Below are 16650 nucleotides of genomic sequence, written 5' to 3' on the forward strand. Positions count from 1 at the left end.
GAGTGTTGACGTATGTGGTCTCTGGTGTTTCAAAGTTTCTTATCCATCGCTTTGGAGCTTTCCCTGTTATTCATCGGTATTTCTTTCCTGATCAACCTGCTTCAAGGCCTGATTCCCTACGATAAAATGGAACGACTCATGGAGAAGAGCCATCCGTTGGTTAGTGCAGTAGTAGCATTAGCTTTCGCGTTTATTACGCCATTCTGCTCTTGCTCAACAATCCCTGTCGTGGTCAATCTTCTCAACAAAAAAGTGCGCTTTGGGATCGTCATGATTTTCTTGTTCTCTTCACCGGTACTTGACCCAACGATTATTACCCTAATGACCGCTGTTCTTGGATATAAGGTGGCGATCGCTTATACCGTAATCACTTCCGTACTGTCTGTCGTGATTGGCTTTGCTTTAGAGAAGTTTGGTTTTGAAAATCAAATCAAAAAAGTCGTCGTTTCGGGGTATCAAAAGCCAGGCAAAAAGTTTGACATAAAAGCAGCTTTTGCTGAAACATTTCAACTCATGAAGACCGTATATCCGTATTTGCTCATTGGCGCAGGTATTGGCGCTTTCATTCACGGCGCTGTTCCTACAGATTGGATTACCACTTATATGGGAGGTGATAAGTGGTGGCTTGTTCCTGTTGCAGCGATCATCGGAATTCCACTCTACATTAGGCTTTCCACGATGATCCCGATTTCACAAATCATGATTGCGAAAGGCATGGCCCTGGGGCCCGTTATGGCGCTCATGATTAGCTCGGCAGGTGCAAGCTTACCTGAACTGACATTGTTAAATAGTATCTTTAAAAAGAAACTTGTCTTCGCATTTATTGGCTCTGTGTTTACGATGTCAACCATATCCGGATTCTTGTTCTACATGATCTAAGGAGGTATTTCACAATGGGAATTTTAAAAGGACTGTTTCAAAAAAAAGAAAGTTCTTGCTGTGACGTAAAAATTGTTGAAGTAAAAGAAGAAACGAAGGTTGAATCTCAAGCAAAAGAAAATTCAAAAGGAAGCTCTTGCTGCAGTAAATAAGCAAAATGGGAGAGCGTTGGGGGAGTACCGACGCTCTCCATCAAAAATATTTGATATTTATGATTGCATTTGTAAAACATTGGTGATATCCTTAATTTATCAAGAAAATTTGATGGAGGTGATCTCACAATGAAGGAACTTCCTATTGCAAACAATATGGATGTCACGTTTGAGAAGTATGAAGCCAAGTTTAAAGCATTGGCCGATAAGAAAAGATTACAGATCATGTACGAACTGACGAAGCGAGGGAAGACATGCGTTTGCGATCTTGCTGATATCATGGATATGGCCCAATCGAAACTGTCGTACCATTTAAAAATCCTTCTCGACGCGAACCTCTTGATTAAAGAAACGGAAGCAACAATGAACTACTACGAATTGAACACCAAAGAGGTAAACCATCTTTTATCCGAAGAACTTTGCTGCCTCTTTCGAACGGACACCAATTGCTGCTAAATTTTTTTAAACCTTGCATCAAATTTTTTTGTTATATACATCAAAATAAATTGATATTAGGAGGGCATTGAAATGAAATACGCGCATGTGGGTCTTCATGTAACAAATTTGGAGAAATCTATTACGTTTTACAGTAAGCTGTTTGGGGCAGAACCTGTAAAAGTAAAGCCTGACTATGCGAAGTTCTTGCTTGAAACACCAGGGTTAAACTTCACGCTTAATCTTCGTGACGAGGTAAGTGGTAACCAAGTCGGGCATTTTGGTTTTCAGGTGGAAAGCACGGAAGAAGTCATTGCTCATAAAAACAGACTAGAAGAGAACGGCATCCTCTCCCAATATGATGAAATGAACACCACATGCTGCTATGCCCTCCAGGATAAGTTCTGGATTCATGATCCAGACGGTAACGAGTGGGAGTTCTTTTACACGAAAGCAGACACGGACGTCCACAGCGGAAATGATGCTGCGTGCTGTTCCCCCAATCAACCCAGCCATGCAGGCGAATGCTGTGATACAAGTGTTACGCATGAAAAGAACAGCTGCTGCTCATAAAAAAGGGATGGTGAGCATAATGCTTGAAAATGTTTATGTTGTCGAATTTCTGATGAAACAAATGCAAAAACAATTAGAATGCAAGGCCCGTAATTCTTGGATGTCGGTGGAGAAGGATGATAAAGCAAACCGGAAAAACCGAGGAGCTGCTCTAGTTAATACTCAAAATTCTTGTTGTGCATGCTGATCCGTAGGGCATCCTATTTCACAAAAACACCCCGACTTATAACAAGTCGGGGTAGAGTTTTATCAGGTTAAATATCCAAATCACGTATATGTTTGGAGTACGTCTCAATAAACTCACGACGCGGCTCAACCTCATCGCCCATCAATGTCTCGAAGACCATATCCGCATCCATCGCATCTTCCAGATTCACCTGGAGCAAAGTACGCGCTGCCGGATCCATCGTCGTCTCCCACAATTGCTCGGCATTCATTTCACCCAATCCTTTATAACGCTGGATGGCCGGCTTCGGAATCGGCTTCAGTGTCTCCAGGATCGCATCGCGCTGCTGATCATTATAGGCGTAATGAATGGTCTTGCCCTGCTTGATGCTATAGAGCGGAGGCTGAGCGATATAGACGAAGCCCTCCTCAATCAGCGGGCGCATATAACGGAAGAAGAAAGTCAACAGTAAGGTACGGATGTGAGAACCGTCTACGTCCGCGTCCGTCATGATCACGATTTTGTGGTAACGGGCTTTGGAAATGTCAAAGTCTTCCCCAATCCCTGTGCCCAATGCCGTGATGATGGCGCGAATCTCGTTGTTGGCCAAAATTTTGTCCAAGCGGGATTTTTCTACGTTCAATACTTTCCCGCGCAATGGCAGAATCGCTTGGAAATGACGGTCACGGCCCATTTTCGCGGAGCCGCCCGCAGAGTCACCCTCTACGATGAACAGCTCGCTTTCGGATGCATCTTTGGAAGAGCAATCGGCCAGTTTTCCGGGCAAGGATCCTACTTCCAGCGCATTTTTCCGGCGGGTCAGCTCGCGTGCTTTGCGGGCTGCTTCACGCGCACGCTGTGCCATCAATGCTTTTTCAATGACTTTTTTCGCGACAGCTGGATTCTCTTCCATAAAACTCTGGAATCTTTCGCCAAAGATGGACTCAGTTACGCTGCGCGCTTCCGAGTTCCCCAGCTTGGTTTTCGTCTGTCCCTCAAATTGCGGCTCAGGGATTTTCACTGAGATAATCGCAGTCAATCCTTCGCGTACGTCATCCCCCGTCAGATTGGCATCCTTCTCTTTCAGGAAGTTGAATTTACGGCTGTAATCGTTAATGACACGGGTCAAAGCTGTCTTGAAGCCCGCTTCATGCGTTCCGCCCTCGTGCGTATTGATGTTATTCGCGAAGGAGTAGATTCCGCTGACGAAGCTGTCATTGTACTGCAGCGCTACCTCTACCTGCAGTCCGTCGCGTTCTCCTTCACAGTAAATGACATCGTGCATTTTCTCGCGATTTTTGTTCAGATATTCCACGAAAGAGATAATCCCGCCCTCATAGTGGAACTCCTCGCTGCGCTCTTGCCCTGGACGCTGGTCATGGAGCGTGATTCGCAGTCCTTTGTTCAGGAAAGCCAGCTCGCGAATGCGTTTTTGCAAGATCTCATACTCATAGACAGTCGTCTCTGTAAAAATGGTCGGATCCGGCTTAAACGTTACTTTTGTACCCGTTTCCTCTGTTTCACCGATCACAGCGAGATCTGCTTCCGGCGCCCCCACATTGAAGCGCATGAAGTAAATTTTGCCATTTTGTCTGACTTCGACTTCCATCCATTCGGACAAGGCGTTCACGACAGAGCTACCCACCCCGTGCAAACCGCCGGATACTTTATACCCGCCGCCGCCAAATTTCCCGCCGGCATGGAGTACGGTCAATACGGTTTCAACCGTTGATTTTCCTGTCTTTTCGTGAATCCCGGTCGGAATCCCACGGCCGTTATCCGTTACGGTGATGGAATTGTCCGGGCGAATATAGACGTTGATGGTATCGCAATGTCCTGCCAACGCCTCGTCAATCGAGTTATCGACAATCTCCCATACGAGATGGTGGAGTCCTCGGCTGCTGGTCGAACCGATATACATCCCTGGACGTTTTCGTACGGCTTCTAGTCCTTCTAATACTTGTATCTGACTGGCATCATAGTTTTGCTCTGTTACTTGGTCCACTTCTTTACGTCAACTCCTCTGTATCAGTCTGTCCAGCGAAGACCTGCTCCAAGCTGTTCACAAACTGCGCGCGTCGCTTCAGTGTGAGCGAGGAAATCGGGGAAAGGTAGATCGCATCCTTAGTCACGACGTAGGACTTGGTCTCCTCCGCATGACGATCCACGACACGCTTTTCTTTTTTTTCGTCTTCCATGAACTTTTTCGAGATTTTCGAGCTATTCACCGTCTGATGATCCAGGATGGTGATCACATCTTTGGTACTGACCACGGTATCCCCGCCAATATGAATGAACATGCCCGTCACCTCATCTCTACTGGGAAACTTTTCCCTCTTTCACATAATGCCGCGATGCTTGCTGCAATACCTGATGTTTTAATCCTTCCACTCCTGTGGTCGTTACAAACGTTTGCACTTTATCCTGTATCGTTTCCAACAGCAGTGTCTGGCGGTGTTCGTCTAATTCAGACAATACGTCGTCAAGCAGGAGAACCGGATATTCTCCCACCTCTTCTTTGATCAGCTCAATTTCTGCGAGCTTCAGCGAAAGCGCACTCGTCCGCTGCTGCCCCTGTGAGCCGAAAGTCTGTACATCCACATCGTTGATTCGTAATGAAAAATCATCTCGATGCGGGCCAATTAATGTGCTGCCGCGCTGCTTTTCCCGTTCAAACAAATCTTCATAGGCAGACAGCATCGCCTGCTCGGCCGCAGCAGCATCCATCTCTTCCGTAACCGGACACGTATTTTCGTAATGAAGCGAAAGGCTTTCCTTGCCATCCGTGATGCCGGTATGAATTTCGCTTGCCCAAGATTGCAGCTTCCGCAAAAACTCAAAACGCTTCTTTAACAATTTTACCGCTAATTCGGCCAATTGGGTATTCCAAATTACGAGCATCTCTTTATCAAAGGCGAGCCCCTTTTTGATCACGAGATCTTTCAAGAGCTGATTGCGCTGGGCCAGCACCCGATTGTAGTTGCTCAAATAGTGGAGATAGGTAGGGGAAACCTGCCCGATCTCCATATCAATGAATCGCCTGCGCTGGGCGGGGGCGCCTTTCACGATGGCAAGATCCTCCGGAGCAAACATGACGACGTTTAGCGCCCCGATATATTCGCTCAGCTTCGCTTGCTCAATGCCATTGATCTTGGCCCGCTTCCCCTTGGACGTCAACTGCACCTCTAAACGGACAGATCCGTAGCGTCGTTCTACTTCGCTACGGATTGTCGCATACTCAGCATTCCAACCGATCAGTTCCTTGTCTCTGGCTGTCCGGTGAGACTTGGCCAGAGCAAGCACGTAGATCGATTCCAATGCATTTGTCTTTCCTTGTGCGTTATTCCCTATAAAAAGATGAATCGGCCCCTCAAATTTGAGCTGCATCGATTCATAATTGCGATAGTGTGACAGTGAGAGATCCCGCAGAAACAAGAGATAAGCACTCCTCTCAGCCGCGGGTCACCTGATAGGTACCGTACCCGTCAATGTCGACGATGTCATTCGGGTACAGCTTGCGGCCGCGGCGATTATCCAATTCTCCGTTGATTTTGATCGGAACCTCTGCCAAGAAAGCTTTTGCCATCCCGCCTGTATCAATCACTTCAGCCAGTTTAAGGAATTGACCGAGTTGAATATATTCGGTTCGAATCTGTACGGCTTTTTGCATGAAGAAAACCCCTTTCACTCGGTTAGGCCTAAGTCCGGATTAATACGTGCGCACAGGCAAAATCAAGTGCAGCATCCAGTCATGATCGGTCGGACGCATGACAAACGGGCTCATCGGACCCGAAAAGCTGGTGCGGATTTCTGCGCTGTCGATGGAACGAAGCGCATCCATCATATATTTTGCGTTAAAGGAAATCTTTAAATCTTCCCCAACCATGGAGGAAGGCTTGACTGTCTCCGTTACACGGCCAATCTCCGGCGCATTGGAGGTAATCTCCACATTTCCGTCGGGGAGGGTCGCCAAACGCACGACATTAGTCTTTCCTTCGCGGCTCAACAGCGAAGCGCGCTCAATGGATTGCAAAAAGTCTTTCGTGTTGACCACGATCTCGGTTTTGTTGCTTTGCGGGATTATCCGCGTCGTATCCGGATACGTTCCTTCCAACAGGCGGGAATAGAACAGAATATGATTTGATTTTACCAAGATTTGATTGGCTGCCACAACAATGTCCACAAGCGTTTGGTCATCATCCAATATTTTGACCAATTCGCTGCAGCTTTTTCCTGGTACCACTACATTGTGGAAAGATAATTCCTCCATGCATTCCACCATGGCGGTGCGGCTAGCTAGGCGGTGGCTGTCGGTCGCAACAAATTTCAGTTCCCCTTTTTCCAGTGTCCACATGATGCCTGTCAGGATCGGGCGCATTTCCGAAGTGGAAACGGCAAAGCCGGTTTGGCGAATCATCGCTTTCAACAGATCGCTGGGAACGCTGAATACTTTTTCTTCCTCCAACTGAGGCAGTTGAGGGAACTCATCTGCATTCATCCCATTGATGGTGAACTCAGCTTGTCCAGAACGAATATGCGTCACCAGACGGTCATCGACCTGCATGTGAATTTCATTTCCAGGCAGTTTCCGTACGATTTCACTGAAAATACGGGCAGTCAGGACAACGCTTCCGGGTTGATGAACCGTTACTCCCCACTCATCCGCTTCTTCTAGTGGAATCAACACTTCAATCGAGACATCGGAATCACTGGCAGTCAGTGTTAAGCCTTCTTCATCCGCTTTGATTTTTATACCGGTCAAAATCGGAATCGTTGTTCTGCTGGAAACAGCTTTGCTCACATGAGATACGGCACTGGATAATTTTTCGCGTTGTACGCTGACTTGCATCTTTGGTTTTCCTCCCTCTCGATTCCAAAACTAGCGTGCATATTTGCTCGGTCTTCGGCATACCATGGCTAGTAATATAGTTATTAGTTTTGTAAATCTTTTAACAGAAGTAGTAATAGGGCCTGTGGATTTGTGGATAACCTATGTTCTTACGTAAAAGAGAGCCTATACACATGTGAATAAGTTGTGCATAGGCTATTAATGTTGTTCACAGGTTCGTTATTGTGCTTTTAGTTTTTCTACCAAGGATTGAATGGTCGCTTGCATCTGCGGGTCGACTGCGAGCGCTTTTGAAATTTTTTCATGCGCATGGATGACAGTCGTATGGTCACGTCCGCCGAATTCGTCGCCGATTTTCGGGAGGGACGCATCGGTGAGCTCGCGGGAGAGATACATGGCAATTTGTCTTGGAAACGCAACCGATTTGGTGCGCTTCTTCGCCTTAAAGTCTTCCAGCTTCAAATTGAATTCTTCTCCGACAGCCCGTTGTATATCAATAATGGTAATCACACGCGGTTTGGATGATGGAATGATATCTTTTAATGCCTCTGCAGCCAATTGTGTATCGATATCACGATTGATCAACGACGAGAAGGCGACTACCCTGATCAAAGCGCCTTCCAGCTCGCGAATGTTGCTGTCGATCTGACTGGCGATGTAAGCCATGACTTCATTTGGAATGTCCAGGTTTTCCGCTTTTGCTTTTTTACGCAGGATCGCAATCCGCGTCTCCAGATCCGGCGGCTGAATATCCGTGATCAATCCCCATTCGAAGCGGGAACGAAGCCGATCCTCCAGGGTTGGAATCTCTTTTGGCGGACGGTCGGACGAAATAATGATTTGCTTGCTTGCTTCATGCAGCGCATTAAATGTATGGAAAAATTCCTCTTGAGTCGATTCTTTTCCAGCCAAAAACTGTATATCGTCAATTAAAAGTATGTCCACGCTCCGGTATTTATTGCGGAAGTCGACTGCTTTGTTGTCGCGAATCGAATTGATAAATTCGTTGGTAAACTTCTCAGAGGAGAGGTATACCACTTTGGCAGAGGGGTTATGCTGGATGACATAGTGCCCGATAGCGTGCATCAAGTGGGTTTTTCCGAGACCCACACCTCCGTAGATGAACAGCGGATTGTACGCTTTTGCCGGTGCTTCGGCTACTGCAAGGGAAGCAGCATGCGCAAAGCGGTTGCCGGAACCTATGACAAACGTGTCGAAGGTATACTTCGGGTTTAAAATACTGGGCGGCTGATCGTCGGACAACGGCGGTGGAACCGGTGCCTTTGGCCGTGGAACCTCCTCAGCATCAGATGCATCGGGATTTTGAGGCACAACAAACTTAACCTTCATATCCGCTCCGGTAATTTCATACAGTGTTTCTGTAATTAATGGAGAATAACGTGTCTCCAGCCAATCGCGGGCAAATTCATTCGGTGCCACCACAATCAGCGAATCCTCTTCCAATGTCGTCGCTTTTGTCGCTTTTAGCCACGTATCAAAGCTCGGTTTGCTAAGAGATTTCTCAATTTTCGCAAGCACCTTCCGCCAGAGCTCGGTGATAGCTGCATCCAAGCAAAATCCCTCCTTTCTTTCTTTTTCTCCATACAACCATCGTATTCAAATGTAAGCAGTAGTTGGTTGGTTCTTACTAGGATGTGAACAGGCAGATTCACAGGAATTGTGGATAAATATAGTTGAAAATCATCAGAATTTGTCGATTGTAAAATGTGAAGACGAAAAAAAGAAGACGGTTATCCGCACCTCTGTGAATAAGCTTTTTCACAGAATGTGAGAACTGTCCACAAGTTTATCCACACCATGTGGACAAGTAAGGCCGTCCCATTCACTTATTCACGGTCGAAAACAAAAACATCATATCAAATAAAAAGAGCGATATCAATGGTTTTTTCCTACTTATCCACAAACACCATCACTTGTGTTCAGTTTCTATTCACACCCCCATATTTTGTGTATAAATTGTCGATAAGGTTGTCGAAAGGCGCTTCTGTGGACAATTGATTATCCACATGGCTGGGAAATATTCAATTGGGGATATTTTCAACACTAGTACAGATAGATACAGTTGGAATATCGCTTGACTTTTGGGCGATAAGTTTTTATAATGCGAAAGAATGCCTTTCAGGACGGAGGTGTGATGGCATGAAACCTAGCTTCAATCCAAATAACCGTAAGCGTAAGAAAGACCACGGTTTCCGTAATCGTATGAGCACGAAGAACGGCCGCAAAGTATTGGCTGCTCGTCGTCGTAAAGGAAGAAAAGTTCTTTCTGCATAGGCCACATTTTGAGTGGCCTTTTTTCTTTACATAGGGGTCTAATGAGAGATTCTTGTACTTATGTTGAATGGTGTAGGAAAAAAGAGGGCGAAAATAGGAAATACTAGGTGGATGGTACGCCTGTTTTCTACTATAATTATGATGTTAGGGGATGTTGTACCTTGCATCGTTCACATCGATTAAGGAAAAACGAGCAGTTTCAAGAAGTGTTCCAGAAGGGCACGTCCGCTGCGAACAGGCAGTTTGTTGTCTACCAGGTTCCCCAAGAGGGACAAGGAGCGTTTCGGGCCGGCATATCGGTCAGCAAAAAGATTGGGAAAGCGATTACACGCAATCGTGTCAAACGGATGATCAAAGAAGCGATCCGCAGTCTGGAAAGCAATATTCCAGATTCGATTGACCTGGTTATCATCGCCAGACCTGGTTTGGAAGAGATGGACTTCGATTCGTTGCGTGGTTCGTTGCAGCATGTATTGAAACGTGCGAAAATATGGAAGCCAGTTCCCGCACCGCGCGAAAAAAGAGGGTGAAGCTGCATGTCCACCATCCTGGTTTGGTTAATCCGCGGATATCAGATATTTCTGTCGCCCTTGAAGCCGCCTTCCTGTCGTTTTGCACCCACATGCTCTCATTATGCGATTACGGCGATTCGCCGTTTTGGAGCATGGAGGGGAGGGTGGATGGCGATTTGGCGTATCTTGAAATGCCATCCGTTTCATCCAGGCGGATTTGATCCTGTTCCCGAAAAACAGTCATGATGGAGAAAAACGTTGTTCAAAAGCAAACTCTGTTTTTGAGCAACCTCATATAAGGAGGATTCCCCCGTTGAAAAGTCGTTTGCTTCTAATTTCCATGCTATCCTTCTTGGTTTTGATTTTGGCAGGTTGTGGCAATATGACCAATCCACCGCCGATCGGGCCAGATGCTACCGGGATTTGGGACAAGTACCTGGTATGGCCGCTTTCCTGGCTGATTAAAGAGAGCGCTCTGGTGCTCGGAGGCAGTTACGGTCTTGGTATCCTGGTTGCGACAATTCTCATCCGGTTGCTCGTGCTGCCGCTCATGGTGAAGCAGATCAAGAGCTCCAAAGCGATGCAGGCGATTCAGCCAGAGATGCAGAAGATTCGCGACAAGCATAAAAATGACCCGCAAAAAGCGCAGCAAGAAACCATGGCGTTGTTCCAAAAGAACAATATCAATCCGTTGGCCGGATGTTTGCCAATGCTGGTGCAGATGCCGATCCTGATCGCTTTCTATCATGCGATCAGCCGCACACCGGAAATCAAGACGCACACATTCCTGTGGATGTCGCTCGGTGAAAAGGATCCTTATTATATCCTGCCGATCATTGCTGCCGTTACAACCTACTTCCAATCGAAGATGATGGGACAGGCACAGCAAAACAATCCGCAAATGCAGATGATGATGATCATGATGCCGCTGATGATTTTGGCCATCGGGGTCACATTGCCTTCCGCTTTGTCGCTGTATTGGGTGTACGGAAACATTTTCACCATTGTTCAGACGTATTTCTTGTATCGAGATAAAGGGAATCAGTTATCTCCCAAGGAGGGAACCGCCAAGTGAAAAAGGTGGTGGCAACGGCGAAAACGATCGAGGAAGCCGTTGAAAATGCGCTGAAAGAGCTGAAGGTTACGCGCGATCGGGTTAACGTTCAGGTCCTGGAAGAACCGAGCAAAGGGTTGTTCGGACTGATTGGGGCCCGTGAAGCGAAGGTGGAAGTCGAGGTAAAGTTTGATCCGATTGAGCATGGGCGTGCGTTTCTGGCTGATGTGCTGCAAACGATGAATGTAGAAGCAAAAGTCGAGCAGCAGCAGACGGAAGATGGAATCCGCTTCGACATCCAGGGAACGAATCTCGGGGTGATCATCGGACGAAGAGGGCAGACGTTGGATGCCTTGCAGTATTTGGTCAATGTGGTCGCCAACCGGCAAGCCGAAAAGCATGTACGCATTACGCTTGATGCGGAGAATTATCGGGTGCGCCGGAAGGAAACCCTCGAGCAACTGGCAGATCGGATCGCCAAAAAAGCTGTGCAAATGAAGAAACATGTTCGTCTTGAGCCTATGTCCGCTTCTGAACGTAAAGTGATTCACTCCTTCCTGCAAAACAGAGCAGACGTCGCTACCTTCAGTGAAGGCGAAGAGCCGCACCGCTACATTGTTGTCGCACCGAAAGAGGCCTGATGATTCAGGTCTCTTTTTTTCGTGCTTCGTGGCTGTGGCGGGGGTGAGCATATTCCAAAACTCCGCTTCATTCTACGCCCCGCTGAGGGTAGGACGCTCCGCTCCGCAGCTAATCGCGGGGGTGTGCAAAAAGTGGGGACGTTTCGTGGCTGTGGTGGGGGTGAGCATATTCCAAAACTCCGCTTCATTCTACGCCCCGCTGAGGGTAGGACGCTCCGCTCCGCAGCAAATCGCGGGGGTGTGCAAAAAGTGGTATCGCTTCGCAGCTTAGCCAAGTTTGCACCCCTGTTTCCCGCGATTCACTGCTCCGCTGGGTCGGGCTCCGCAGGCGCTCCGTTTTGGAATATGCTCACCCGTGTAGCAGAAGCTGTAAAAAAAGATAAAAGGATTAGAAGAAAAAGTTTACACAAAAAATCACATCTTCCTTTTGAAATTTAACCGTTCAGCCATACGCAACCGCAGCGTGAGGAAGGGAAGAGAGGGACGGGCGGAGTCTTTGTCACACCTACAAAGGTGGAGCTGCCAAAAGCGGTACACGCTTGTCGCGCAACCTCTACGTATGAATAAGCTTCTTCGAAACTTTTGCGTGACGTACCGTTTTTGGCAGCGGAACCGGACAGTATTTACTCCCTTGCGGGTGTGGCAAGAACGCAGCCCCGCCCTCTCTTCCCTTCCCTAACCACGATGTTTGCACAAACTTTCTTTTTGTCTTTCCTCCGTTTATGTTTCACTTGGGANAACCACGATGTTTGCACAAACTTTCTTTTTGTCTTTCCTCCGTTTATGTTTCACTTGGGAAGAAAGCGAACATACTGTGGATAATCATTTCATCTGCGCAACCTGTGTGGACGGGTTGCTTTTTGTTGCTTATCCACAGGAGTGATTGCGGAAGTGCAGAATACCGAGGTCTAAAAGTTTCCATTGGCGTCTTTCTGTGCTATGCTAATAAGTTAGTAGCTGGCTCCTATATTCTTAGGAAGCTTTGAGGTGAAAGAAATGTTGGATATGGATACAATTGCAGCCGTTGCGACACCGATGGGAGAGGGTGGCGTTGCCATCATCCGGGTGAGCGGAACAGATTCAATAGACATTGTGGACAAAATCTACCGTGGGAAAGAAAAGTTATCCACTGTGGATAGCCACACGATTCATTATGGCTTTTTGATTGATCCACAATCAGGCGAACGAGTGGAAGAAGTGCTCGTATCGGTGATGCGTGCACCGCGGACATTTACGCGAGAAGATGTAGTGGAAGTGAATTGTCACGGTGGAATTGTTTCCGTGCAGAGGGTGCTGGAGCTGATTTTGGCGAATGGCGCAAGACTGGCAGAGCCGGGCGAATTCACCAAACGGGCATTTCTCAATGGACGCATTGATTTGTCGCAGGCAGAGGCTGTTATTGATTTGATTCGGGCAAAAACGGATCGAGCGATGAAGGTGGCCTTGGCGCAGGTAGAGGGGAGACTCTCGAGGGAGATCCGCGAGCTGCGGCAAAATCTGATCGAAGCGATGGCCCATATCGAGGTGACGTTGGATTATCCGGAGCATGATGTCGAGGATGTCACACTCAATTTACTACGGGATAAGTGCGTAGAGGTGAAAAAGGAAATCGCCGGCATGCTGCAAACCGCAAAGCAAGGAAAGATCCTCAGAGACGGATTGTCTACCGCGATTGTCGGTCGCCCGAATGTAGGGAAATCGTCGCTGTTAAACAGCCTCGTGCAGGAGGAGAAGGCGATTGTTACCGATGTGGCCGGAACGACGCGTGATGTGATTGAAGAGTACGTCAATGTCCGCGGGGTTCCGCTTCGTTTGATCGACACAGCGGGGATTCGCGAGACCGAGGATATTGTAGAACGCATCGGTGTGGAAAAATCGCGTCAATTGCTGCAGCAGGCTGATTTGATTTTGCTCGTGCTGAACTACAACGAACCGCTGCAGCCGGATGATTACCGGATTTTCGAGGCGATTGCCGGGATGAATGTGGTGGTGATCGTCAATAAGTTTGATTTGCCGCAGCGAATCGATCTGGAGGATGTGAAAAAGCATTTTCTCAAGCAACCGCTGGTGATGACCTCTGCAAGAGAGGAGAAGGGCATTGATCTCTTGGAACAGGCGATCAGTGAGATCTTCTTTACTGGACGTGTGCAGCAAGAAGATTTAACCTATGTAAGCAACACCCGGCATATTGAACTGTTGCGCCAAGCCGAGCAGGCTGTGACGGATGCGATCGAAGCGATTGAGCTGCGGACACCTGTCGATATGGTGCAGATTGATATAAAAAAGGCATGGGAATTGCTTGGCGAAGTGATCGGGGAGAGTGTAGGCGAGGATTTGATTGATCAGATTTTTTCTCAATTTTGTTTGGGGAAATAGGAGGGAACAAAGAAAATGGGATACGAAGCGGGATCGTATGATGTCATTGTCATTGGCGCGGGCCACGCTGGTTGTGAAGCGGCGCTGGCGGCAGCGCGGATGGGCTGCTCTACCTTGCTGTTAACCATCAATCTGGATGCAGTCGCGTATATGCCCTGCAATCCGTCAGTCGGAGGTCCGGCCAAAGGACATGTAGTCAGAGAACTGGATGCGCTTGGCGGAGAGATGGGAAGAAATACAGATAAGACCTATATCCAGATGCGCATGCTGAATACAGGAAAAGGACCGGCTGTTCACGCGCTGCGTGCGCAGGCCGACAAATTTGCCTACCAGCATGAAATGAAAAAGACGATTGAAAATACCCCCAATTTGCAGCTCCGTCAGGGCATGGTGGATGAATTGATCGTCAATAACGGAGTCTGTGAAGGCGTGATCACGCAGACTGGCGCTGAGTACAGGGCGAAAGCGGTCGTACTGACGACAGGGACTTATCTGCGGGGAAAAATCATTATTGGGGATCTGCAGTACGAAAGCGGCCCGAACAACATGAGAGCGTCCGTCAAACTGGCGCAGAATCTGAAAGAGCTTGGATTTGAACTGGTTCGCTTTAAAACGGGAACACCGCCACGTGTGCATAAAAACACCATTGATTTTGACAAAATGGAGATCCAACCGGGTGACCCGGAGCCGCGTGCATTTTCCTATGAAACAACCGAAACGATCAAAGACCAGCTTCCGTGCTGGTTGACCTATACCAATGAAGAGACACATGAGCTGATCAACAGCAATCTGCACCGCGCGCCGATGTATTCCGGAGCGATTGAGGGAACTGGTCCGCGCTATTGCCCTTCGATTGAGGATAAAGTGGTGCGGTTCAACGATAAGCCGCGCCATCAGATCTTCCTGGAGCCAGAAGGACGCAATACGGAAGAAATGTATGTGCAAGGTCTCTCTACCAGCTTGCCTGAGGAAGTTCAATTAGGGATGCTGCGTTCCATGGCCGGGATGGAAAAGGTCGAGATGATGCGTGCAGGCTATGCGATCGAGTATGATTCGATCGTGCCGACGCAATTATGGCCATCCCTGGAAACGAAAAGGCTGGAAGGGCTGTTCACAGCTGGTCAGATCAATGGGACATCAGGCTATGAGGAGGCAGCGGCGCAAGGATTGATGGCGGGAATCAATGCTGCGCGGAAGGTGCAAGGCAAAGAACCGGTCATTTTGGGCCGCGGGGATGCTTACATCGGTGTCCTGATCGATGATTTGGTAACCAAAGGAACCAGTGAACCATACCGTTTGCTGACATCACGTGCCGAATATCGCTTGCTGCTGCGTCATGACAATGCCGATCTGCGTCTCACCGATATCGGCTATGAAATCGGCTTGATCAGCGAGGAAAGATATCAACGGTTTACGAAAAAACGCGCTTTGGTTGAACAGGAAAAAGAACGCATCGAAAACACGCGCATTCGTCCAGATCATCCAGAGGTTCAGGCAGTACTGCGTGAGGTAGGCACACCAGAGCTGACCGAGGTAATCGGGCTGGATCAGCTTTTGCGCCGTCCAGAAATCACTTATGCGCATATCGAGCGGATTTCTCCTGCGCCTGAGGAGCTGCCAGCGGAAGTAAAAGAACAAGTCGAGATTCAGATCAAGTATGATGGCTATATTCGCAAGTCCCTGCAGCAGGTAGAGCGGATGAAAAAGGTGGAGGAACGCAGAATTCCAACCGATATCGACTATCATCTGATCAGCGGGATGTCGAAGGAAGCCCGCGAGAAAATGAGCAAAATCCGTCCGCTCAACATCGGTCAGGCTTCCCGGATCTCGGGTGTGAATCCTGCGGACATATCCGTCTTGATGGTGTATCTGGAGCAGTACAATCGGGTAGCAAGCAAAGTGTAAAGTAAGGAGCGTCACAGATGAATAAAGACCAATTTGCGGAGTTACTGGCTGGGCAAGGAATTGAGTTATCCCAGGAGCAGCGGCAGCAGTTCGATCTGTTCTTCCGCCTGCTGGTGGAATGGAACGAAAAAATGAATTTGACCGGGATTACCGAGGAAGAACAAGTATATACGAAGCATTTTTATGATTCGGTGACGCCCGCCTTTTATTTTAACTTTTCGGAAGTCACAACGGTTGCGGATATCGGGGGAGGAGCGGGGTTCCCCAGCATTCCTTTAAAAATCTGCTTCCCGCACTTGCAGATGAGCATTATTGACTCCTTGAATAAACGCATGGGCTTTTTGGAGCATGTCGGCAAGGAGCTGGGGCTGAAGGATTTGAAACCGCTGCATGGACGTGCGGAGGATATGGGCCAGCAGCCGGGCCTGCGTGAGTCATTTGACCTGGTCATCGCTCGCGCCGTTGCCAGAATGAACGTCCTGTCCGAGTATTGCTTGCCGTTTGCCAAGGTGGGCGGTCATTTTATCGCGTTGAAAGGCGCCGATATTTCGCCGGAGTTGAATGAAGCGAAAAAAGCGATCAAGACCTTGGGTGGGCGCACCCAAAAAGTAGAAGAGTTTCAACTGGTTGAGGATGCAGGTGAACGCAATATTGTGATCATCTCAAAAGCGGAAGCAACCCCGAAAGCCTATCCGCGAAAAGCGGGGATACCTGCCAAGAAACCTTTGCTGTAGAAGCGCATTGTGTCATCACGTAATTCCACATGGTGATGAAGAGGGTGTCCCAAAAGTAAACTCTGGAACACCTTCATCA

Annotated in this window: 18 protein-coding genes; 12 read left to right on the forward strand and 6 right to left on the reverse strand. The window is 48.1% G+C overall.

The genetic code is table 11. The annotated features are described in order from the left end of the window. Positions 1-12 precede the first annotated feature (12 nt). The 4 genes from EIZ37_RS14610 to EIZ37_RS14620 all read left to right on the forward strand — a co-directional run bounded on the left by EIZ37_RS14610 (position 13) and on the right by EIZ37_RS14620 (position 2039). The gene (locus EIZ37_RS14610; protein WP_134685353.1) at positions 13-879 is read left to right on the forward strand and encodes a permease; all 867 of its coding nucleotides are present in this window, start codon (positions 13-15) and stop codon (positions 877-879) included. Positions 880-893: 14 nt separating this feature from the next. Next, positions 894-1031, forward strand: a complete 138-nt coding sequence (locus EIZ37_RS25990; protein ID WP_167568885.1) for a hypothetical protein — start codon at positions 894-896, stop codon at positions 1029-1031. Positions 1032-1187: 156 nt separating this feature from the next. Continuing rightward, positions 1188-1487, forward strand: coding sequence for an ArsR/SmtB family transcription factor (locus EIZ37_RS14615; RefSeq protein ID WP_134685413.1), 300 nt, complete (start codon positions 1188-1190; stop codon positions 1485-1487). A 72-nt stretch (positions 1488-1559) separates the two neighbouring features. After that, positions 1560-2039, forward strand: coding sequence for an ArsI/CadI family heavy metal resistance metalloenzyme (locus EIZ37_RS14620; protein ID WP_134685355.1), 480 nt, complete (start codon positions 1560-1562; stop codon positions 2037-2039). Between the two features lie 254 nt (positions 2040-2293). On the opposite strand, the gene gyrB is transcribed toward EIZ37_RS14620, so the two are convergent. The 6 genes from gyrB to dnaA all read right to left on the reverse strand — a co-directional run bounded on the left by gyrB (position 2294) and on the right by dnaA (position 8626). Next, positions 2294-4210 (reverse strand): DNA topoisomerase (ATP-hydrolyzing) subunit B, encoded by a 1917-nt coding sequence (gyrB, locus tag EIZ37_RS14625; RefSeq protein WP_134685357.1) that lies wholly within the window; start codon positions 4208-4210, stop codon positions 2294-2296. Between the two features lie 4 nt (positions 4211-4214). Further along, complete coding sequence (gene remB / locus EIZ37_RS14630; protein WP_134685359.1) at positions 4215-4505, reverse strand: extracellular matrix regulator RemB; 291 nt, start codon at positions 4503-4505, stop codon at positions 4215-4217. A 16-nt stretch (positions 4506-4521) separates the two neighbouring features. Continuing rightward, the gene (gene recF / locus EIZ37_RS14635) at positions 4522-5640 is read right to left on the reverse strand and encodes a DNA replication/repair protein RecF (protein ID WP_134685361.1); all 1119 of its coding nucleotides are present in this window, start codon (positions 5638-5640) and stop codon (positions 4522-4524) included. Between the two features lie 16 nt (positions 5641-5656). Next, on the reverse strand, positions 5657-5875 hold the full coding sequence (yaaA, locus tag EIZ37_RS14640; RefSeq protein ID WP_134685363.1) for a S4 domain-containing protein YaaA: 219 nt from the start codon (positions 5873-5875) through the stop codon (positions 5657-5659). Positions 5876-5914: 39 nt separating this feature from the next. Further along, positions 5915-7054, reverse strand: a complete 1140-nt coding sequence (dnaN, locus tag EIZ37_RS14645) for a DNA polymerase III subunit beta (RefSeq protein ID WP_134685365.1) — start codon at positions 7052-7054, stop codon at positions 5915-5917. A gap of 219 nt (positions 7055-7273) precedes the next feature. Beyond that, positions 7274-8626: a chromosomal replication initiator protein DnaA gene (gene dnaA, locus EIZ37_RS14650; RefSeq protein ID WP_134685367.1), complete on the reverse strand. Its 1353-nt coding sequence runs from the start codon at positions 8624-8626 to the stop codon at positions 7274-7276. Positions 8627-9214: 588 nt separating this feature from the next. On the opposite strand from dnaA, the gene rpmH reads away from it, so the two are divergent. The 8 genes from rpmH to rsmG all read left to right on the forward strand — a co-directional run bounded on the left by rpmH (position 9215) and on the right by rsmG (position 16571). After that, positions 9215-9349, forward strand: a complete 135-nt coding sequence (gene rpmH / locus EIZ37_RS14655; protein ID WP_134685369.1) for a 50S ribosomal protein L34 — start codon at positions 9215-9217, stop codon at positions 9347-9349. Positions 9350-9510: 161 nt separating this feature from the next. Next, the gene (rnpA, locus tag EIZ37_RS14660) at positions 9511-9879 is read left to right on the forward strand and encodes a ribonuclease P protein component (protein ID WP_134685371.1); all 369 of its coding nucleotides are present in this window, start codon (positions 9511-9513) and stop codon (positions 9877-9879) included. 6 nt (positions 9880-9885) lie between these two features. Further along, a complete protein-coding gene (gene yidD, locus EIZ37_RS14665; protein WP_134685373.1) occupies positions 9886-10107 on the forward strand; it encodes a membrane protein insertion efficiency factor YidD in 222 nt (73 codons plus the stop codon). Between the two features lie 94 nt (positions 10108-10201). Further along, positions 10202-10936, forward strand: a complete 735-nt coding sequence (gene yidC, locus EIZ37_RS14670) for a membrane protein insertase YidC (protein ID WP_407921145.1) — start codon at positions 10202-10204, stop codon at positions 10934-10936. Then, entirely contained in the window at positions 10933-11556 is a 624-nt protein-coding gene (jag, locus tag EIZ37_RS14675) for an RNA-binding cell elongation regulator Jag/EloR (RefSeq protein WP_134685377.1), read from the forward strand. The genes yidC and jag overlap by 4 nt, the downstream gene beginning before the upstream one ends. Before the next feature lie 999 nt (positions 11557-12555). Further along, a complete protein-coding gene (gene mnmE / locus EIZ37_RS14680) occupies positions 12556-13932 on the forward strand; it encodes a tRNA uridine-5-carboxymethylaminomethyl(34) synthesis GTPase MnmE (protein ID WP_134685415.1) in 1377 nt (458 codons plus the stop codon). Between the two features lie 15 nt (positions 13933-13947). After that, positions 13948-15837, forward strand: coding sequence for a tRNA uridine-5-carboxymethylaminomethyl(34) synthesis enzyme MnmG (mnmG, locus tag EIZ37_RS14685; RefSeq protein ID WP_134685379.1), 1890 nt, complete (start codon positions 13948-13950; stop codon positions 15835-15837). 17 nt (positions 15838-15854) lie between these two features. Further along, positions 15855-16571, forward strand: a complete 717-nt coding sequence (rsmG, locus tag EIZ37_RS14690) for a 16S rRNA (guanine(527)-N(7))-methyltransferase RsmG (protein WP_134685381.1) — start codon at positions 15855-15857, stop codon at positions 16569-16571. The last annotated feature ends 79 nt before the right edge of the window (positions 16572-16650 follow it).

This window comes from Brevibacillus migulae (assembly GCF_004521915.1).
GTDB classification, from domain to species: domain Bacteria; phylum Bacillota; class Bacilli; order Brevibacillales; family Brevibacillaceae; genus Brevibacillus_F; species Brevibacillus_F migulae.